Origin of the sequence: Polaromonas sp. DSP2-3-2b2 (genome assembly GCF_049895905.1) — a bacterium.
GTDB lineage: Bacteria > Pseudomonadota > Gammaproteobacteria > Burkholderiales > Burkholderiaceae_C > Polaromonas.
Map to the genome: position 1 here is coordinate 160,282 of NZ_JAFCTH010000002.1, position 19,949 is coordinate 180,230.

Consider the following 19,949-nt stretch of genomic DNA (forward strand, 5'->3'; position numbering starts at 1 on the left):
TATTGACGTATGCACGCTACCTTACCCCTGCTGAAAAAAATCCGCTTTCCGGCGATTGAACGCGCGCGCCTGGACACGCTGCAAGTCAACCTGGGCTACCAATGCAACCAGAGCTGCCTGCACTGCCATGTCAACGCCGGGCCTCACCGCACCGAGATGATGGACGCGGCCACCCTGGCGCTGATTCCCGAGGTGCTGGCGGCGCGCGGCTTGGGCACGCTGGACCTGACCGGCGGCGCGCCCGAGTTGCACGACGGTTTCCGCGACTTGGTGCGCGCCGCCCGAGCCCGGGACGTGCGCGTGATCGACCGCTGCAACCTGACGATTTTGTTTGAACCAGGCCAGGAAGGGTTGGGTGAGTTCCTGGCCGGGCAGCGGGTCGAGATCGTCGCCTCCATGCCCTGCTATTCGGCCGCCAACGTTGACAAGCAGCGCGGCGAGGGCGTGTTTGACCTGAGCATTGCCGCGCTCAAGCAGCTCAACGCGCTGGGCTACGGCCAGCCCGGCTCCGGCCTGGTGCTGAACCTGGTCTACAACCCGCAGGGCGCCTCGCTGCCGCCCGACCAGCAGACGCTGCAGGCCGACTACAAGCGCGAGCTGCTGGCGCATTTCGGCATCGTCTTCAACGACCTGTTCGCGCTGACCAACATGCCGATCCAGCGCTTTGGCTCCACGCTAGTGTCCAAGGGCTCGTTTGACGCCTACATGGAACTGCTCAAGAACAGCTACCAGCCGCACAACCTGTCCGGCGTGATGTGCCGCAGCACCGTCAGCGTCGACCATCAAGGCTGGCTGTCGGACTGCGACTTCAACCAGCAGCTTGGCCTGCCGCTGGGCACGTCAGGGCTCAAGCGCCATCTGCGCGACCTGCTCAAGACCCGCCTGGACGAGCAAGCCATCCGCGTGGCCGGCCACTGCTATGGCTGCACCGCCGGCCAGGGCAGCAGCTGCGGCGGCGCGCTGGAACACTGAAAATGAGGTCAGCAATAACTTCCAGCGTCATACCCGCGAAGGCGGTTATCCAGACTCGTTTGAGCGTTTCAACCCTTGTTGCTGGATTCCCGCCTTCGCGGGAATGACGGACGGGAAGTTGTTATTTGCGAAATCCTGAGCGCGACATGACGCCTTTCCGCCTGTCCGTAGTGATTCCTGCGCTAAACGAAGCGGCCGGCATGGCGGCCGCGCTGCAGGCGCTGGCGCCGTTGGTGGCGCGCGGCGCGCAGGTCGTGGTGGCCGATGGCGGCAGCACCGACGATACGGTTGCGCTGGCGAGCGCGGTGCAGGTGGCCCACGCACCACGCGGACGCGCGCTGCAGATGAACGCCGGCGCGCAACACGCCAGCGGCGACATCCTGCTGTTCCTGCATGCCGACACGCAGCTGCCGCCGGACGCCGACAGATTGATTGAACAAGCGCTTGCCAGTACGCAAGTCTGGGGCCGTTTTGACGTGCGCATAGAAGGCCAGCCCCGCATGCTCCGCGTGATAGCCGCCTTCATGAACCGCCGCTCACGTTGGACCGGCATCGCCACCGGCGACCAGGCGCTGTTCATGACCCGCGCCGCGTTTGACGCCGTGGGCGGATTCCCGGCCCAGCCGCTGATGGAAGACATCGAGATGTCGGCGCGGCTGCTCAAACTCTCGCGCCCGGCCTGCCTGCGTGCACGCGCCGTTACTTCGGGCCGGCGCTGGGAAACGCGCGGCGTGTGGCGCACGGTGCTGCTGATGTGGCGGCTGCGCTTGGCCTACTGGCGCGGCGCGGCGCCCGAGCGGCTGGCCGAGTGGTACCAGTGACGGCCATGGCGCAGCTCCAACCCCGGCTGGTGGTGTTTGCCAAGGCGCCGCAGCCGGGCCACGCCAAGACGCGGCTGATTCCGGCCCTGGGAGCTGAAGGCGCGGCCGCGCTGGCCAGGCGCATGCTGGAGCACGCCTTGACGCAGGCGCTGGTGGCGGATGCCGGGCAGGTCGAGCTGTGCATGAGCCCGCCGCCCGGCGACCCGGCCTGGGAAAAAATCACCATTTTCGCTGCGGTGTTGCGCACCGCCCAAGGCGAAGGCGCCCTGGGCGAACGCATGGCCCGCGCGGTGCATCGCGTGACGGCCGGTGACGGCCGGCCGGTGCTGCTCATGGGCAGCGACTGCCCGGCGCTGACCGCCGCCGTGATCCGCGAAGCCGCTCGCCAACTGCAGACGCATGATGCGCTGCTGCTGCCGGTGGCCGACGGCGGCTATGTGCTGATCGGCCTGAAGTCGCCCTGCCCCACGCTGTTTGGCCAAATGCCGTGGAGCACCGCCACCGTCGCCGCCGAAACGCTTTCTCGCATGGCGGCGCTGGGCCTGAAGGTGTGGCGCGGGCCGCTGCTGCACGACATCGACGAGCCGGCCGACCTGGCGCAGCTGCCTGCGGGCTTTCTCGGGCCTTGATCGCAGATAAAAACAATGGTTTGCGCTTGATGGATCTGCGTTTATAGCTACAGATTCAATAGCATCAATCCACACGATGGACGCAGGACGTTGACTACTACTGAATTAATAGCTCCTAACGCACGCGCACTATGCGCAAAAGGCTTATTTCACGTAAAAAAACGTAGCTATTTGCACTTTCGATTTGATCGTTGCGTTTTCTGTTTTTGTTCTTGGGCTTTGGGCGGGTTCTTCTGTGGATTGAGGGGTGAGCGCCTTCCCGGCGGGGGGTAACTTTCTTTTCTGGCAAAAAAGAAAGTCACCAAAGAAAGTTGCCTCGGGAGCGGGTTAGAGCTGAACGCTCTGACGGGCCATCGCTTCGCTGGGCCCTGGGCACCTGGATCTGCGGGTTGTTAGCGTTGTCAAAGGCTGGCTGGTTCTACCGCTCGTTCGCCAACAGCTTCACGCTCTGCTTGATCGTTTCTTTTGTGCTTCAGACACTGCTGGCAGGTTTTTGCCCTTTTTCCTTAGTCAAGGCATGCAGCCGGCCAAGGAGACTGAAGGCGATTGGTAAAAGAGACGGTTGTTGATCTACAACCACTGGCGGCCAACCCCTGCGCGTCTCCAGAGGGAGGATGATAAAAAGCGACGCGTGCAGCGCACGCCAAGCCAAGCCAAGCCAAGCCAAGCCAAGCAGAGCAGGCGGATCAAGCAGATGAGGCAGATCGACCAGATCAAGCAGAGCGTGAAGCTGTTGGCGAACGAGCGATAGAACCAGCCAGTCACCGGCATGGGCGACTGGCTGCCGATCAAAGAACCCAGGGCCCAGCGCAGCGATGGCCCGTCAGAGCGTTCAGCTCTAACCCGCTCCCGTCCCCAGGGCAACTTTCTTTGGTGACTTTCTTTTTTGCCAGAAAAGAAAGTTACCCCCCGCCGGGAAGGCGCTCACCCCTCAATCCACAGAAGAACCCGCCCAAAGCCCAAGAACAAAAACAAAAACAGAAAACGCAACGATTAAATCGAAAGCGGTAGTAGTTACAAAATCCCGCACGTCACAGAATCGACGCGCATCACGCCAAGCCAAAGCCCCCGCCGCCAGGCGTGCGGATTTCAAACACATCGCCCGGCTGCATTTCAGCCTGGCCGATATGCGCCAGCGCTTCGACCCTGCCATCCGCCCGCACCACGACGTTTTCACCGACCTGCCCCGGCTTGCCGCCGGCCATGCCGAAAGCCCCATGCACGCGGCCGTTGGACAGGATGCTGGCGGTCATGGCTTCGAGGAATTTCACCCGCCGCACGCCGCCATTGCCGCCCATCCATTTCCCCGCGCCGCCCGAGCCGGCGCGGATTTCATAGCTCTCCAGCCGCACCGGAAAGCGGAATTCCAGCACCTCGGGGTCGGTCAGGCGCGAATTGGTCATGTGGGTCTGCACCACGCTGCATCCGTCAAAGCCCTCCCCGGCGCCGCTGCCGCCCGAGATGGTTTCGTAATACTGGTAGCGCTCGTTGCCGAAGGTGAAATTGTTCATTGTGCACTGGCTGGCCGCCATCACGCCGAGAGCGCCGTACAGCGCGTTGGTGATGCAGCTGGACGTTTCCACGTTGCCCGCGACCACCGAGGCCGGCGGATTGGGGTTCAGCATCGAGCCGGCGGGAATGATGACCTTGAGCGGTTTCAGGCAACCGGCATTGAGTGGAATGTCGTCATCGACCAGCGTGCGGAACACATACAGCACGGCCGCCATGCAGACCGCCGTCGGCGCGTTGAAGTTGTTGGTCTGCTGGGGCGAGGTGCCGGTGAAGTCGATCTCGGCGCTGCGGTGGTGCGTGTCCACGCGGATCGCCACCTGGATCTGCGCGCCGTTGTCCAGCGGCAGGGTGAACTCGCCGTTTTTCAGCCGCGTGATGACGCGGCGCACCGACTCCTCGGCGTTGTCCTGCACATGGTTCATGTAGGCCAGCACCATCTCCAGGCTGAACTGCGAGACCATCTTGCGCAGCTCCTGCACGCCCTTTTCGTTGGCGGCAATCTGCGCCTTCAGGTCGGCCATGTTCTGGGCCGGGTTGCGGCTCGGGTATTCGCCGCTTTGCAGCAGCGCCACCATTTCTGCTTCGCGCAGCACGCCACGGTCGACCAGCTTGACGTTGTTGATCTGCACGCCTTCTTCCTCGATGCGCGTGGAAAACGGCGGCATCGAGCCTGGCGTGATGCCGCCGATGTCGGCATGGTGGCCGCGACTGCCGACGTAGAAGAGGGGGCGGGGTCCGCCCTCACCCCTGCCCTCTCCCAAAGGGAGAGGGAGTAATCCGGATTCACGCCCTCGCCCATCTTCACTCCCTCTCCCTTTAGGAGAGGGCTGGGGTGAGGGCTCCCCGACCCCGTCCCCCGCGAAATACACCGGCGTAATCACAGTAATGTCAGGCAGATGCGTGCCGCCGTGGTAGGGGTCGTTCAGCACATAGACGTTGCCCGGCTGCATCTTGCAGGCATTTTCCCGGATCACGGTCTTGATGCTTTCGCCCATCGAACCCAGGTGCACCGGCATGTGCGGCGCGTTGGCGATCAGGTTCCCTTCGGTGTCGAACAGCGCGCAGCTGAAATCCAGCCGCTCCTTGATGTTGACCGAGTAGGCGGTGTTCTGCAGTTGCAGCCCCATCTGCTCGGCAATGTTCATGAACAGGTTGTTGAAGACCTCCAGCAGCACCGGGTCCACAGTCGTGCCCGCTGCAAACTTGATAGCACGCGGCACCCGCCGGTCCAGCATCAAGTGGTCGAACGCCGTCAAGCGGGCTTCCCAGCCGGGCTCGACCACGGTGGTCGCGTTCTTCTCGGCAATGATGGCCGGCCCTGGGATGAGGTCGCCGGGCTGCAGGTCTTCGCGCACGACCAGCGTGGCGTTGTGCCACTGGCCGCTAGAGTACATGCGCACGGTTTCACGGCGCGGCACTTCGCGCGGCGGGTGCAGCGCGTGGCGCGGTTCGGCCGGCGCATCGCCCGCCACCACGGCCTCGACCGACACGGCTTCCACCACCAGGCCCTTGCCCTGCATCAGGAAGGCGAAACGCTGGCGGTAGGCGGCCTCGAAGCTGGTTTGGATGCTGGCGACCGCTGGCCCCCACCCCAACCCTCCCCCAACGGGGGAGGGAGTCGGAAAAGGCACGATCAGCGCCGAGTCGCTGCCCTCGTAGCGCACATGCACGCGCAGGTAGCTGGTGATAGCGCCAAGGCTGACCTGCTGGCGCTGCAGTTCGGCCTCGGCGGTGGCAGTCAGGGCCTTGAGCGCATCGGCAATTTCCGGCAGCGCGGATTCCGACAACTTGCGCTCCACCGCCTGCTCGCGAATCACGTTCTGGTCGGCCAGCCCCATGCCGTAGGCGCTCAGCACGCCGGCCAGCGGGTGCACAAACACCTGCATCATGCCCAGCGCATCGGCCACCAGGCAGGCATGCTGGCCGCCCGCGCCACCAAAACACTGCAGCGTGTAGCGCGTCACGTCGTAGCCGCGAGCCACCGAAATTTTCTTGATCGCGTTGGCCATCTGCTGCACCGCGATGTCGATGAAGCCTTCGGCCACCGCCTCGGCGCTGCGGCCGGTTTGTACAGCCAGTTCGCTGAACTTTTCATGCACTGCGTCAAGACTTAGCGATTCATTGGCCTGCGGCCCGAATACCTTGGGAAAGTAGTGCGGCTGGACCTTGCCGACCATCACGTTGGCGTCGGTCACGGCCAGCGGGCCGCCGCGCCGGTAGCTGGCCGGGCCGGGATTGGCGCCGGCGCTTTGCGGCCCGACCCGGAAACGCTCGCCATCGAATCGCAAGATCGAACCGCCGCCGGCCGCCACGGTGTGGATGCTCATCATCGGCGCGCGCATGCGCACGCCGGCCACCTGGGTCTCGAACTCGCGCTCGAACTGACCGGCGTAATGCGACACATCGGTCGAGGTGCCACCCATGTCAAAACCAATCACCTTCTCGATGCCGGCAATGGCCGCCGTGCGCGCCATGCCGACGATGCCGCCGGCCGGCCCGCTCAAAATCGCGTCCTTGCCCTGGAACGCATGGGCATCGCTCAAGCCGCCCGACGACTGCATGAAGAACAGCTTGACGCCGGGCATCTCGCCGGCGACCTGCTCGACATAGCGGCGCAGGATGGGCGACAGGTAGGCATCGACCACGGTGGTGTCGCCCCGGCTGACGAACTTCATCATCGGGCTGGTTTCATGCGAGGTGCTGATCTGCGTGAAGCCCACTTGCCTAGCGATGCGCCTGGCCGCCTTTTCGTGGTCGGTGAAGCGGTAGCCGTGCATAAAAACAATCGCAAGGCTCCGCAGCCCTTTCTGGTATTGCGCAAGCAGCTCTTTTTTCAATAGCACTTCATCCAGAGGCTGAAGCACATCGCCCTGCGCGCTGACGCGCTCATGGGCTTCGACCACGGCGCTATAAAGCAGCTCGGGCAGCACGATGTGGCGGTCGAACAGGCGCGGGCGGTTCTGGTAGGCGATGCGCAGCGCGTCCCGAAAGCCGCGCGTGGTCACCAGCAGCGTCGGCTCGCCCTTGCGTTCGAGCAGCGCATTGGTGGCCACGGTGGTGCCCATCTTCACGCACTCCACCACCTCGGCGCTGACCGGCTCGCCGGGCTTCAGGCCCAGCAGGTGGCGGATGCCGGCGACGGCGGCATCGCGGTACTGCTCCGGGTTTTCGCTCAGCAGCTTGTAGGTGACCAGCGAGCCGTCGGGCCGTTTGCCCACCACGTCGGTGAAGGTGCCGCCCCGGTCGATCCAGAACTGCCAGCGCTTGCCGGGTCCATGGGGTGAAATTTGTTGCACCATCTTTTTTTACCTGTCTGTACCTGTATTCTCAAGAGCGCGGGCCTTGCCGGCCGGCAAGCGCCGACCCAAAGCTATTCTGCCGCGACATGGCGCGCGGCGGACAGCAGTTTTTTCAGCGAGGCCCTTATTTCAGGGTGCGCCACTCGCACGGCGGGCAAAATGCAGGCCATGCTTTCAGTTATTGCAATTTGTATCGGCGCCTCCATGGGCGCGCTGTCCCGCTGGGGCTTGTCCCTGTGGCTGTCGCCCGGCGGCCTGATTCCCTGGGGAACGCTGGCTGCCAACCTGCTGGGCGGCTACCTGATCGGCATGGCCATTGCGGTGTTCCAGGCCATGCCGCAGATTGACCCGGTCTGGCGCCTGCTGCTGGTCACCGGCTTTCTGGGTGGACTGACGACGTTTTCGACCTTTTCGGCCGAGGTCGTAATTTACCTGATGGAAGAACGCTACGGCCTGGCCGCTTTCACCGCCCTGCTGCATGTGGCGGGATCGCTACTGATGACGGTGGCCGGCATCAAGACCGCTATGTTTTTTATAGCTGCCTGCGCATGATAGACGAGCGCTAGCGCACTATTTAATGTATCAAGCGTCGCCCAGCCCGATCGGTGCTGGCGCCCGCATCACGATGCGTGTGAACAGGCGGTCATAGGCCGGGTCGGGCGGATATTTGCCGGTCAGCGGATCGCAGTTCTTCTCGAACGCTGTGTCGAGTTCCTTCCAGTCGGCATCGCTCAGCACGCGCTCGGCTTCGGGCAGGATCACGGTTTCTTCGAGCCGCATGTGCTCCAGGTAAAAAGTCACGTACTGCTTGCACTGGGCCACGAAAGCCGGCCGGCGCGGCTCGCCCAGCAGTTCCCAGGCCAGCAGCAGGTGCTGAAGCTCACGCACGGCTTTCTCACCGTTCATGTGGTCCTTTTCAAGCCGCTCGACGGCGGCCATGACCGACGGTGCCGCCCGCACCACGCGCGGAAACAGCAAGTTGGACTCCTTGGGGTGGTGCAGGCGCTCGGGGAATTCATCAATGTAGAACAGCATGGCGCGCAGCACGTCGAAGAACTGCTCGGGGTTGTCTCCGGGGCCGCGCTCGACCATCATGGTCATGGACCGGAGCATGGCGGCCAGTGACGAATGCTCGTCGCGGATGATTTTCAGGCTGGTGTGTTTGATGGCGGTCTCCTGAATTTTTTTGTGGCGAGCGCACAGCATGCCCTGCGCCATGCGCACATGCCATGACACAGGTCAAGTCTTCATCAGCTTCAAAGCCCGGGGAAACACGGAGTTACCAGCGGCGGCGCCCGCGCGCTCAGTGCTTGCGGGCGCCGTGGTCTGCCGCGTTTCCTGCCATGGCGGCCGGGGCCGCCATGCTGACAGGCACGCTGACTTCTAGGCGGCTTTCAACGCCCTGGGCATCCTGAAGGCGCAGCGTCAGCGGCACCGTGCTGCCCTTGGGCAGCGGCTGCTTCAGGTCCATCAGCATGAGGTGGTAGCCGCCCGGCTTGAGCTGCACGACCTGGCCGGCCGGAAGGTCCAGCGCGGGCAGCGCGCGCATCTTCATGATGTCGCCCTCCATCTTCATTTCATGCACTTCGGCGACGCCGGCCACGGGCGAGGACACACCGACTAGTTTGGCGCCGTCCTTGGCGGTGATGCTCATGAAGGCACCCGTGCCCTTCTGGCCCTGCACGGTGGCGCGCACCCAGGCGTCGCTGACTTCAACGGTCTGGGCATGAAGGGCGCTGCAGGCCAGCAGCATAGTGGCGGTCAATACTTTGAGTTTCATGAAATTTTCCAACGGTGAGTTTGTCAAAATCCGGCGGCACCCGCCGGCTGAATGGGAAAAATTGAAGGGAAATCTCCTGGTGAATTCATCGAACGCACACTATGGAACGCAACGATAAAGCGCGTGCGAGCCCCTTGGTCAGCACGCAAGCCCAAGCCCCGGTGGAGACGGTTCAGTTCAGGAGTTCGGGCGGCCCACGGCTGAAAGGCAGCCCGGGGTTGGTGGCGACGACATCGGCCGGAAAATCGGCGGCGGCCACCTGTACGCCGGCAAAGCAGGGAATGGCCGTGACAGGCTGCGGCGGCAAGGCCCAGCCCAGCGCGCCGCACAGGTCGCACTGCGCGCCGGCCTGCGGTGCATCGCCGGAGCCGTCGTCCGCGCTGCTGCCCCAGGCGGCGTTCGCACTGCAGATGCCGCCCAGCTGGCCGGTGCGCACCTTTTCGGCCAGCATGGACAGCGGCGCCACCAGCGCCGACAGCACAGCCAGAAAGCTGAAGAAAACGGCCACGCGCGCCCACATGGACAAGGTCGGACGGGTGAATGGGCGGATGGACACGCCGCAATTGTAAAGAGTTAAACCGCTGGCCTGACCCGGCAAGGTCAGGAAACGCGGGCTGGTTTACGGCGCGGCGTTGGGGAAAAACAGCTGCTGGCCATTGATCTTGTAGCTGGCAATCACGCCCTGCCCGGCCGGCGAAATCACCCAGTCGGCGAACTTTTGCGCCTCAAGCACTTTCGTTTGCGGGTGCTTCGCGGGGTTGACGACCATCACGCCGTACTGGTTGAACAGGCGTTTGTCGCCCTCGACCAGCACAGCCAGGCCGGCCTGGTTCTTGAACGACAGCCAGGTGCCCCGGTCGGCCAGCACATAGGCACCCAGGCTGGCGGCCATGTTCAGCGCCGGCCCCATGCCGCAGCCGCAGGCCTTGTAGCCGGAGAATGCCGGGGCTGGGGCGCCGGCGGTTTTCCAGTAACGCAACTCGGCCGCATGGGTGCCGCTCTTGTCGCCGCGCGAGATGAAGCCGATGGCGCTGGTATTGGCGGCGTTGATTTTTTTCAAGGCGTCAACGATGTCATTACCCTTGACCTGGGCCGGGTCGGCGGCCGGGCCGATCAGCACGAAGTCGTTGTACATCACAGGGTAGCGCTTGAGGGCAAAGCCTTCGGCGACGACCTTTTCCTCGGCCGCCTGGTCGTGGACAAACAGCACGTCGGCATCGCCCCGGCGGCCCATGTCGATGGCCTGGCCGGTGCCGACCGCCACGACCTTCACGTCGATGCCGCTGGCTTGCTTGAATGCGGGCAGCAAATGGCCGAACAGCCCCGACTGCTCGGTCGAAGTCGTGGACGCCATCACGATGCTGGGCGTCTGCGCTATCGAAAGCGTAGCTGCCAGCGCAAGCGGGATAAGCGCAAGAGCCCTGAAAGGCTCAAGAAATCTGCCCAAACCAGTCATCCGAGTTCTCCTTTTAGAAAATTGTCCGCCGCCGCCGGCAATGGACCGTTGAAAAACGCAGCCGTGGGCAAGTCGGCGACCAGCCGGCCCTGCTCCAGATACACCACCCGGCTGGCCAGGCGCTTGACTTGGCCGAGGTTGTGGCTGCTGAAAATCAGCGTCATGCCGTCGTCGGCGAATTCGGCCATCAGCCGCTCGACCTCGCGCTTGGCCGCCGGGTCCAGGCTGGACGTGGGCTCGTCGAGCAGCAGCACCTGGGCTTTCAGCGCCCAGGCGCGCGCCAGCGCCACCCGCTGCTGCTGCCCGCCGGACAGCGCCTTGGCATGACGCCCGGCCAGGTCGGCCAGTCCGACCCGTTCGAGCGCCTGCAGCGCCTGCGCCTTCGCCAGCTTCCACGGCACGCTGCTGAGCCACAGGCCCAGCGCGACGTTGTGCAGAACGCTGGCGCGCAGCATGTAGGGCCGCTGGAACAGCATCGCTTGGCGCGCGCGCGCATCAAGCCGGAAATGTCCCTGGTCTGGCTTGACAAGCCCGTGCAGGGTGCGCAGCAAGGTGCTTTTGCCGCTGCCGTTGGCGCCGACCAGCGCCAGCTTTTCGCCGGCATGGATGCGCAAGCTGCAGCCACGCAGCGCCTGCACGCGGCCGAACTGCACGCCAACGGCCTGCAGGTCAAAGAGCAGCGTCATGACGAGGCGCCCCGCGCCACCGGCGCTGCCGCCAGCGCGGCGTCAAGATCGGGCAGCGGGTCATCGACCCGCTCGCGCCAGCGCCGCACCAGCGCGATCAGCAAGTTGAGCAGCAGCACCACGCCCAGCAGCACGATGCCCAGCGCCAGCGCCATCGGCAGATCGCCCTTGCTGGTTTCCAGCGCAATCGACGTCGTCATCACGCGGGTGAAGCCCTCGATGTTGCCGCCCACGACCATCACCGCGCCGACTTCTGAAATCGCCCGGCCAAAGGCGGCCATCAGCACTGTCAGCAGGGCATAGCGCTCGTCCCACAGCAGGATCAGGCTGCGCATGAAGCGGCGCGCGCCCAGCGAGGCAAATTGTTCACCGTGGCTGCGCTCGGCGTCGTCGATGGTCTGGCGCACCAGCGCCGTCACCACCGGCAGCACCAGGATGGTTTGCGCCAGCACCATGGCCTTGAAGGAAAACAGCCAGCCCAGAAAACCCAGCGGACCGCTGCGCGACAGCAGCAAATACACCACCAGCCCGACCACCACCGACGGCAGCGCCAGCGCTGTGTTGAGCAGCGCCAGCACGACCGCCCGGCCGCGAAAGCGCGCCACGCCCAGCCAGGCGCCCAGCAGCAGCCCGGCGCTGCAGGCGATCAGGCAGGCCAGCGCGCTGACGGCCAGCGACCGGCCAACGATGCCGGCAAACATCGGGTCAAGCGAAGTGATGAGCAAAAAGGCGGTGGCGGCGCTGTCGGAAAAGGTGTTCATGGGGCAGGTGGTGGCGCGACTGTAGCGCAGCTTTCCCGACTGTGCGGCGCTTGGGGTGTTGTCGTTATGAAGCGCTTTGCATAGGCAAAACCGGCCGTCCGGCGCAGTGGGCCGCACCGATAATCCATGCAAACGCCATGCACAAGATCGAACTTTCCTACCTCCTGAGCCCGCAGCGCGGCAAGAACGCGCTGATCCGCAATCCGATGATGGACATGCTGCACGCAGTCAGCGAACACGGCTCGATTGCCAAGGCCGCCAGAGCACTGGAGTTGTCCTATCGCCACGTCTGGGGTTCACTCAAGGACTGGGAACTGGTGCTGGGCCGCAGCCTGATCGTCTGGGACAAGGGCCAACGCGCGCGCCTGACCGAGTTCGGCGACAAGCTGCTCTGGGCCGAACGCCAGGCGCAGGCCCGGCTGGCGCCGCAGATCGAGGCGCTGCGCGGCGACATTGAACGCGCTTTTTCAACGGCGTTCGACGACAACGCGCATGTCCTCACGCTGTTTGCCAGCCACGACGCGGCACTGTCGGCGCTGCGCGACCAGGCCAGTGCGCACGGCCTGCACCTGGACATCCGCTTCATGGGCAGCGTCGATGCCATCGCGGCGCTGAACGCCGGGCGCTGCATGATGGCCGGCTTTCATGCGCGCGACCAGCCCGCCCGCCATTCGCTGGCCGCGCGGACCTACCGCAGCCTGCTCAAGCCCGGCCTGCACAAGCTGATCGGCTTTGCGCACCGCCAGCAGGGCCTGATGGTGGCCCGGCACAACCCGCTGCGTATCGGCAGCCTGGCCGACCTGGCGCAGCCGGGCATGCGCTATGTGAACCGGCCCCAGGGCACTGGAACGCGGGTGCTGCTGGACGAGCTGCTGGCTGAAGCGGGCATGGCGGCTGCCGACATTCACGGCTACGGCACGGTCGAGCCGTCGCACACCGCCGTGGCGCAGGCCGTTGCCAGCGGCGCGGCCGATGCGGGCCTGGGCATCGAGGCGGCTGCCCGCGAGAAAGGCCTGGGGTTTGTGCCCCTGGCACGCGAGTGCTATCACCTGGTGTGTCTGAAGTCGGAGCTGCCCACGGCGCCGGTGCAGGCGCTGCTCAAGGAACTGCAAAGCGGCGAATGGCAGCGCCTGCTGGACCAGTTGCCGGGTTACAGCGGCGCGCTGGCGCAGAGCGGCAAGGTGCTGTCGCTGCGGGCGGCGCTGCCGTGGTGGAGTTACCGCAAGGCTAAAGCTTGACGGCTTGGTGCAGGCTGGTTGATGCTTGGCTTGGCTTGGCTTGGCTTGGCTTGGCTTGTGGCTGGGCTGGCTCTGCGTGGTTGGGCTGGCCGGGGGTTGCCCGGCAGCAAGTGACTTTCTTTTGCTTCGCCAAAAGAAAGTCACCAAAGAAAAGGCGACCCGGCTGTCTGGGTCCCTTCGCTTCGCTTCGGGCAACCTGTGATGAGCGGCAAAAGCGGGGGTCGGCGCAAACTCGCCTGCGGCTCAAACAGCGCGCCGCCCTGATCCCGCTTTTGCCGCTCATCACAGGCCCAGCCAGAACGGGACTCGCGGGAACAGATTCGGGGGAAGATGCTGACACTTATGCATAAAAAGTGCCTCTTGCGCTTGCTAAGCATGCGTAAGCAGCTATTGAATTAGTAGCGTTTTTTAGAACTAGGCGCGGTGGCTGTTTGGCTTTTCTCCCCTGCCTGCCCCGTTCTGTCTGGGCCTGTGATGCCTGAGAAAAATGGGATCAGGGCCGCGCGCTGTTTGAGCGCAACGCAGTGAAGCGAGTTTGCGCGGACCCCCATTTTTCTCAGGCAGCGCAGATCGCCCGAAGCGAAGCGCAGGAACCCAGACAGCCGGGTCGCTTTTCTTTTGCTTACTTTTCTTTGGCGAAGCAAAGAAAAGTGAGTCGCCGCCGGGCGACCCCCGGCCAGCAAAACGTAGAAGAGCCAACCCAGCAGCCAAACAGGCACAAGCGCAAGCAGCTGCAGTTTTCACAGCGCACAAGACCGGAATCCACAAAAGATGTCATCACGTTCCGGTCGGTAAAAATTGCGAAAGTTCGGATGCTTCATGCGCGCGCGGGTGGCAAACGACGCGCCGCGCAGCACCTTGTGGCTACCGAACCAGGGCTGTGAATAGGATTGGTAAGGGTCAGCCGCAAAGCCTGGATACGGCCGAAAGGTGGTGCCCGTCCATTCCCACACATCGCCCCAGCGAAAACCCCGCCGCGCCGCCGTGTGCGCCGCCACTTCCCATTCCACCTCGGCCGGCAGGCGGCGTCCAGCCCAGCGGCACCAGGCATCGGCTTCCCACCAGCTCAGGTGCATCGCCGGCTGGTTGCCCTGCATGCGCATGGGCTGGCCAAAACGCGTCTGGATGACGGCGCCGCTGCCGATGCCGATCTGTTCTACGTAACGCGGGCCGCGCCGGCCCTCGCCCGCCGCCAGCTCCTGCAGCCACAGCCAGCCTTCTGGATGCCACAGGGCTTGCCGGTCATAGCCGCCATCGGCGACAAACTCGACGTACTGCGCCCAGGTCACGGCCTGGGCGTCGATTTCAAACTCGGGCACGCTGATGGCGTGGACGGCTTTTTCGTTGTCAAACGCAAAGCCGGCGCCCGCGCCCGATCGGCTGCCCATCTGCCAGGTCGTCGCCGGAATCAGCATCGGCTCGCGCTGCACCATGGGCGGGGGCGTGAAGGCGGTCAGCAAAGGCCGGTCCAGCACCAGGCCCAGGGCCTGCGCCATATAGGTGAAGGCTTCGCCATGCATGTCCTCATGAAACAGGCACAGGCGGTAAAAATACAGGGCGTCGTCGTCATCACCGGCTTTTTCAAGCAGTTCGAGCGTGCTTTCCAGGGTGTCGAGCAGGTAGGCGCGACAGCCCGCCATGTCCGGCAGGTCCAGCGTCCAGCGCGTGTCATGCGGCACCTGGTCCGAGTCCCACCAGCAGTCGGCGTTCGGCTCCATCGACGCCAGCCGGGCCTGCGCCGGATCGCAGCGCGTGCCCAGCGCGCGCTGCAGGTTGCGGCCGATCCAGCGTTCCTGAAACCAGGCCACATGGCCCAGTTCCCACAACGGGGGATTGAGCGTGGCCGCCAGGGGCACGGCGAAGTTCACGCACTCCAGGGCATTTTGGTACTGGCCAAAAAGGTGCAACGTATGATTGCGCGCATCCATCAGCGCCAGCGACAGTAAGTCCCTGCCCGCCTTGCGCATGAGGGGCGAATCGATCAAACCGGGTGATGCATTGGGTATGAAATCTGAAGCCAAAACAGTGGTCCTGGTAAGCCCGGCGATGGCCGAATCCAACAATGGCAACTGGCATACAGCGCACCGCTGGGCACAATTCTTGTCTGGTTATTGTGACATTGCGCTGCTGCCGCAGTGGCCATCGCCACAGGTGACAAGAGTCGAGCCGCAGGCCATGGTGGCGCTGCATGCCCGCCGCTCGGCCGAATCGATCCAGGCCTGGGCCAGCGCCTGGCCCGGCAAGCCGCTGATCGTGGTGCTGACCGGCACCGACCTGTACCGCGACATCCACACCGACGCCGATGCGCAGCAATCGCTGGCGCTGGCGTCCCGCCTGGTGGTGCTGCAGGACGCCGGGCTGGCGGCGCTGCCCGAAGCCTGGCGCGCCAAGGCGCGGGTGATTTACCAGTCGGCCCCGGCGCTCAAGCCCGCCTGCAAGCCTGTCCACCGCTTTGGCGTGCTGATGGTTGGCCATCTGCGGGACGAAAAAGACCCGCAGACCTTCATGCGCGCAGCCGCGCTCGGCTTTGCCGCCGGCATTCATTTCGACCAGATCGGCGAGGCGCTGGCGCTGCGCTTCGCCGAACAAGCCCGTGCCACGGCGCAGTGCCTGCCGCACTACCGCTGGCTGGGCGGGCTGCCCCGGGCGGCGACGCGCCAGCGCATCAAGCGCGCGCACCTGCTGGTGAACTGCTCGCGCATGGAAGGCGGCGCCCACGTCATCCTGGAAGCCGTGCAGTCGGGCACGCCGGTGCTGGCGTCGCACATCAGCGGCAACATCGGCATGCTGGGCACTGGCTATGCGGGCTACTTTGCGCCAGGCGATGACGCCGGGCTGGCAGCGCTGGTGCGGCGCTGCGCGGCTGAGCCTGCTTTCCTGGACCTGCTGCAAGGCCAGTGCGCCGAACGCGCGCCGCTTTTTGCGCCGCAGACAGAAAAGCGGCTTGTCATAAACTTGCTGGCTTGCGCAGCGGGCAGCCCTGCCAGCCCGCCTTTCCATGTCCCGCCTTTGAAAGCCTCTTGATGACATCTTCCGACATGCCGAAAACCCCGGCCGCTCCCCGCCTGACCAGCCTGTCGCACGGCGGCGGCTGCGGCTGCAAGATTGCGCCGGGCGTGCTCAGCGAAATCCTGAAGAACTCCAGCAACCTGCCCGGCCTGAACCTGCCGCCGCAACTGCTGGTAGGCATCGAGACCGCCGACGACGCCGCCGTTTACCAGCTCAACGACGAGCAGGCCTTGATTGCCACCACCGACTTCTTCATGCCCATCGTCGACGACCCCTATGACTTTGGCCGCATCGCCGCGACCAACGCCATCAGCGACGTGTACGCCATGGGCGGCACGCCCATCATGGCGCTGGGCATTGTCGGCATGCCGATCAACGTGCTGCCGCTGGAAACCATCGGCGCCATCCTGCGCGGCGGCCAGGACGTGTGCCGCGATGCCGGTATCCCTATTGCCGGCGGCCACACCATCGACTCGGTCGAGCCGATCTACGGCCTAGTGGTGCTGGGGCTGGTCCATCCGTCCCGCGTGAAGAAGAACTCGGGTGCCAAGGCAGGCGATGTGCTGATCCTGGGCAAGCCGCTGGGCGTCGGCATTTTGTCGGCCGCGCTGAAAAAAGAAGCGTTGAGCGCCGAAGGCTATGCGCAGATGATTGCCGTCACCACGCAGCTGAACAAGCCGGGCATCGAACTGTCAAAAATGGAAGACGTCCACGCAATGACCGACGTGACCGGTTTTGGCCTGCTCGGCCACGGGCTCGAACTGGCACGCGGCGCGCAGCTCAAAATGCAACTGCAGCTCGACCAGGTGCCGCTGCTGCCCGGCGTGCTTGAACTCGCCGAACAGGGCATGGTCACCGGCGCATCAGGCCGCAACTGGGAGAGCTATGGCGCGCAGGTTTCCCTGCCCGCAGCCATCAGTGCGGCGCACCAGGCGCTGCTGAGCGACCCGCAGACCAGCGGCGGCCTGCTGGTTTCCTGCGCGCCCGAGGCGGCCGAGGCGGTGCTGGCCTGTTTTTCCAGGCAGGGCTTTCCCGCCGCCCGAATCGTCGGCCGCATGCTGCCCGGCCAGGGCGTGGAAATTATCTGAAACGCTTCAGGGACATCAGGCCACCCGGCAACGCTCGGGCGGCTCTGTAATTCCTTTTAAAATCCAAATACTCACGCAAGCCTCATCCGGAACGACGAACCCACGTCTTCCGGATGATTTTTTATGCGTGGCATCCTATACCCCGGAGACAAAAATGCGCATCCTCTTGAAGTTTTCCAATGCCGTGGACTGGCTCAATGCCCAGGTCGGCAAGTATGTGATCTGGCTCATCTTTGCCGCCACGGCCATCAGTGCCGTCAATGCCATCGTGCGCAAGGTATTCGACGCCAGTTCCAACGCCTTCCTCGAAGCGCAGTGGTACCTGTTCGCCTGGTCCTTCCTGGCGGCGGCCGGCTACACGCTGCTGCACCGCGAACATGTGCGCATCGACGTGCTGAACAGCCGCCTGTCCAAACGCGCGCAGGTCTGGATTGACATCATCGGCTTCGCTTTCTTCCTGACGCCGCTTTGCCTTGTGGTGTTGTACCTGGGAACGCCGCTGGCGATCCAGATGTACCAGACCGGCGAGATGTCCGGCAACTCGGGCGGCCTGATCCGCTGGCCGGTCTGGGCGGCACTGCCTGTTGGCTTCACGCTGCTGATGCTGCAAGGCTGGTCGGAACTCATCAAGCGCATTGCCTTCCTGCGCGGCGAGGGCCCCGACCCCATGGGCCGCCTCGCCGACAAGTCTGCCGAAGAAGAACTGGCCGAAGCCCTGCGCGCCCGGACGGCTGCCGAAACCCTTGAAGCCGGCGGCAACGCTGCTCCCCAACGCTAAGCGCCCGGAACGACTCACCATGGAATTCCTCACCACCAATTTCGCCCCGATCATGTTCGCGGGGCTGTTCGTATTCCTGCTGCTGGGCTTCCCGGTCGCCTTCAGTCTGGGCGCCTGCGGCCTGTTCTTCGGCTTGCTCGGCATAGAAGTCGGCATATTCCCATCCTCCGTGATGGCCTGGTTGCCGCAACGCCTGATCGGCATCATGTCCAATGACACACTGCTGGCCGTGCCCTTCTTTACCTTCATGGGGCTGATCCTGGAGCGCAGCGGCATGGCCGAGGACCTGCTGGACACCATCGGCCAGGTTTTCGGTCCGATGCGCGGCGGTCTGGCGCTGGCGGTGATCTTCGTCGGCGCGCTGCTGGCGGCCACCACCGGCGTGGTGGCGGCCTCGGTCATCTCCATGGGCCTGATCTCCCTGCCCATCATGCTGCGCTACGGCTACCACCGGCCCCTGACGGCCGGGGTGATTGCCGCTTCTGGAACCCTGGCGCAGATCATTCCGCCCTCGCTGGTGCTGATCATCATGGCCGACCAGCTCGGCCGCAGCGTCGGCGACATGTACAAGGGCGCCTTCCTGCCCGGCTTCATGCTGATGGGCCTGTATGTTGTTTATGTGATGGCTCTGGCCATCTTCAAGCCGGCGCTCGTCCCGGCATTGCCACCGGAAGCGCGCACCTACCGCGAACCGGACGGCAGCGGCGGCTACACCTCGCTGGCCGTGCTGATCGCGCTGTCGGCCACGGTCGCCATCGTGCTGGCACGCAACATGGAAGCGGTGCACAGCTGGTGGCAAGGCACGGAGGTCACTTCCGTCGCCACCGACGAAAAAGTCGTGGTCGCCATGTGCGGCGGCGTGTTCCTGGCGCTGGTCATCGCGCTGGTCAACCGCGCCGCCCGGCTGGGCCTGCTGTCGCGCCTGGCAGAACGCGTGACCTTTGTCCTGATCCCGCCGCTGCTGCTGATCTTCCTGGTTTTGGGCACCATTTTCCTGGGCGTGGCCACCCCGACCGAAGGCGGCGCCATGGGCGCCATGGGCGCGCTGATCATGGGCTGGGCGCGCGGTCGGCTGGACATGAAGCTGCTCAAGCAGTCCCTGGCGTCAACCACCCGGCTGGCCAGCTTCGTGATGTTTATCCTGATTGGCGCCACCGTGTTCAGCCTGGTGTTCCAGGCCGCCGACGGACCCAAATGGGTGGAGCATCTGCTGACGGACCTTCCCGGCGGCCAGATCGGCTTCCTGATCGTGGTCAACATCATGATCTTCTTCCTGGCGTTTTTTCTCGATTACTTCGAACTGTCCTTCATTGTGGTGCCACTGCTGGCGCCGGTGGCAGACAAACTCGGCATTGACCTGATCTGGTTCGGCGTGCTGCTGGCGGTGAACATGCAAACCTCATTCATGCACCCGCCGTTCGGTTTCGCGCTGTTCTTCCTGCGCTCGGTCGCCCCGGAAAAACCCTATGTGGACCGTGTCACCCGCAAAATCATGGAGCCGGTGACCACCATGCAGATCTACAAGGGCGCCATTCCCTTCGTGCTCATCCAGTTGACCATGGTCGGCCTGCTGATCGCCTTCCCGCAATTGGTGACCGGCAGCCTGGACCAGAAACAGGAAGTCAACATGGAAAGCATCGGCGACCAGATGCGCGACAGCCTGCCAGCCCAGGGTGAAGGGTCTGACTACGGCAGCGAGGAAGCACCCCCCGCCCAAAGCCAACCTGGCACCAGCGAGAATGCAGCGCCCGCCGCGAGCACAGCAAGTCCTGAAGCCGCGCCCGCGCAGGAAGACGATCCGATGAAGGCGATGCAGGACGCGCTCAAGGCAGAAGGCAAGAAGTAGGGGGATGGGAAGGGTGGCAGCGGCCTTTGCCATGCTTGCCCCGGACCCATAAAAAAGCCGCCCGGAGGCGGCTT

Annotated in this window: 18 protein-coding genes; 10 read left to right on the forward strand and 8 right to left on the reverse strand. The window is 64.4% G+C overall.

All coding sequences use genetic code 11. The features are described 5' to 3' along the window. Positions 1 to 9: 9 nt before the first annotated feature. The 4 genes from arsS (at position 10) to ACP7AD_RS02715 (ending at position 3,173) form a co-directional block, all read left to right on the forward strand. On the forward strand, positions 10 to 972 hold the full coding sequence (gene arsS, locus ACP7AD_RS02700; RefSeq protein ID WP_426144645.1) for an arsenosugar biosynthesis radical SAM (seleno)protein ArsS: 963 nt from the start codon (positions 10 to 12) through the stop codon (positions 970 to 972). A gap of 146 nt (positions 973 to 1,118) precedes the next feature. After that, positions 1,119 to 1,793, forward strand: coding sequence for a TIGR04283 family arsenosugar biosynthesis glycosyltransferase (locus ACP7AD_RS02705; RefSeq protein ID WP_426144644.1), 675 nt, complete (start codon positions 1,119 to 1,121; stop codon positions 1,791 to 1,793). Positions 1,794 to 1,798: 5 nt separating this feature from the next. Beyond that, a complete protein-coding gene (locus ACP7AD_RS02710) occupies positions 1,799 to 2,422 on the forward strand; it encodes a TIGR04282 family arsenosugar biosynthesis glycosyltransferase (protein WP_426144643.1) in 624 nt (207 codons plus the stop codon). A 565-nt stretch (positions 2,423 to 2,987) separates the two neighbouring features. Further along, on the forward strand, positions 2,988 to 3,173 hold the full coding sequence (locus ACP7AD_RS02715; protein ID WP_426144641.1) for a hypothetical protein: 186 nt from the start codon (positions 2,988 to 2,990) through the stop codon (positions 3,171 to 3,173). Positions 3,174 to 3,471: 298 nt separating this feature from the next. Here ACP7AD_RS02715 and ACP7AD_RS02720 read toward each other — a convergent pair whose 3' ends face one another. Then, positions 3,472 to 7,233 carry a hydantoinase B/oxoprolinase family protein gene (locus tag ACP7AD_RS02720; protein WP_426144640.1) on the reverse strand — a complete coding sequence of 1,254 codons (3,762 nt, stop codon included), beginning with the start codon at positions 7,231 to 7,233 and terminating at the stop codon, positions 3,472 to 3,474. Positions 7,234 to 7,401: 168 nt separating this feature from the next. On the opposite strand from ACP7AD_RS02720, the gene crcB reads away from it, so the two are divergent. Next, positions 7,402 to 7,785: a fluoride efflux transporter CrcB gene (crcB, locus tag ACP7AD_RS02725; RefSeq protein ID WP_426144639.1), complete on the forward strand. Its 384-nt coding sequence runs from the start codon at positions 7,402 to 7,404 to the stop codon at positions 7,783 to 7,785. A 30-nt stretch (positions 7,786 to 7,815) separates the two neighbouring features. On the opposite strand, the gene ACP7AD_RS02730 is transcribed toward crcB, so the two are convergent. The 6 genes from ACP7AD_RS02730 to ACP7AD_RS02755 all read right to left on the reverse strand — a co-directional run bounded on the left by ACP7AD_RS02730 (position 7,816) and on the right by ACP7AD_RS02755 (position 11,916). Then, positions 7,816 to 8,439, reverse strand: a complete 624-nt coding sequence (locus ACP7AD_RS02730; RefSeq protein ID WP_426144891.1) for a hemerythrin domain-containing protein — start codon at positions 8,437 to 8,439, stop codon at positions 7,816 to 7,818. Between the two features lie 97 nt (positions 8,440 to 8,536). Next, positions 8,537 to 9,013, reverse strand: coding sequence for a copper chaperone PCu(A)C (locus ACP7AD_RS02735; RefSeq protein ID WP_426144637.1), 477 nt, complete (start codon positions 9,011 to 9,013; stop codon positions 8,537 to 8,539). A 172-nt stretch (positions 9,014 to 9,185) separates the two neighbouring features. Next, complete coding sequence (locus tag ACP7AD_RS02740; RefSeq protein ID WP_426144635.1) at positions 9,186 to 9,569, reverse strand: DUF2946 family protein; 384 nt, start codon at positions 9,567 to 9,569, stop codon at positions 9,186 to 9,188. 63 nt (positions 9,570 to 9,632) lie between these two features. Next, on the reverse strand, positions 9,633 to 10,469 hold the full coding sequence (locus ACP7AD_RS02745; RefSeq protein ID WP_426144634.1) for an extracellular solute-binding protein: 837 nt from the start codon (positions 10,467 to 10,469) through the stop codon (positions 9,633 to 9,635). Beyond that, positions 10,466 to 11,155, reverse strand: coding sequence for a phosphate ABC transporter ATP-binding protein (locus ACP7AD_RS02750; protein WP_426144632.1), 690 nt, complete (start codon positions 11,153 to 11,155; stop codon positions 10,466 to 10,468). The genes ACP7AD_RS02745 and ACP7AD_RS02750 overlap by 4 nt, the downstream gene beginning before the upstream one ends. Then, positions 11,152 to 11,916, reverse strand: coding sequence for an ABC transporter permease (locus ACP7AD_RS02755; protein WP_426144631.1), 765 nt, complete (start codon positions 11,914 to 11,916; stop codon positions 11,152 to 11,154). Before ACP7AD_RS02755 ends, ACP7AD_RS02750 begins: the two co-directional genes overlap by 4 nt. 137 nt (positions 11,917 to 12,053) lie before the next feature. Between ACP7AD_RS02755 and ACP7AD_RS02760 the strand changes: the two genes are divergently transcribed. Beyond that, complete coding sequence (locus ACP7AD_RS02760) at positions 12,054 to 13,154, forward strand: substrate-binding domain-containing protein (RefSeq protein WP_426144629.1); 1,101 nt, start codon at positions 12,054 to 12,056, stop codon at positions 13,152 to 13,154. Positions 13,155 to 13,894: 740 nt separating this feature from the next. On the opposite strand, the gene senA is transcribed toward ACP7AD_RS02760, so the two are convergent. Then, positions 13,895 to 15,121, reverse strand: a complete 1,227-nt coding sequence (gene senA, locus ACP7AD_RS02765; protein ID WP_426144889.1) for a selenoneine synthase SenA — start codon at positions 15,119 to 15,121, stop codon at positions 13,895 to 13,897. A gap of 37 nt (positions 15,122 to 15,158) precedes the next feature. On the opposite strand from senA, the gene senB reads away from it, so the two are divergent. The 4 genes from senB (at position 15,159) to ACP7AD_RS02785 (ending at position 19,875) form a co-directional block, all read left to right on the forward strand. Further along, complete coding sequence (senB, locus tag ACP7AD_RS02770) at positions 15,159 to 16,178, forward strand: selenoneine biosynthesis selenosugar synthase SenB (protein WP_426144627.1); 1,020 nt, start codon at positions 15,159 to 15,161, stop codon at positions 16,176 to 16,178. Between the two features lie 14 nt (positions 16,179 to 16,192). Beyond that, positions 16,193 to 17,251, forward strand: coding sequence for a selenide, water dikinase SelD (gene selD / locus ACP7AD_RS02775; protein WP_426144887.1), 1,059 nt, complete (start codon positions 16,193 to 16,195; stop codon positions 17,249 to 17,251). A gap of 154 nt (positions 17,252 to 17,405) precedes the next feature. Continuing rightward, a complete protein-coding gene (locus ACP7AD_RS02780; protein ID WP_426144626.1) occupies positions 17,406 to 18,029 on the forward strand; it encodes a TRAP transporter small permease subunit in 624 nt (207 codons plus the stop codon). Between the two features lie 19 nt (positions 18,030 to 18,048). After that, the gene (locus ACP7AD_RS02785) at positions 18,049 to 19,875 is read left to right on the forward strand and encodes a TRAP transporter large permease (RefSeq protein ID WP_426144625.1); all 1,827 of its coding nucleotides are present in this window, start codon (positions 18,049 to 18,051) and stop codon (positions 19,873 to 19,875) included. Positions 19,876 to 19,949: the final 74 nt, after the last annotated feature.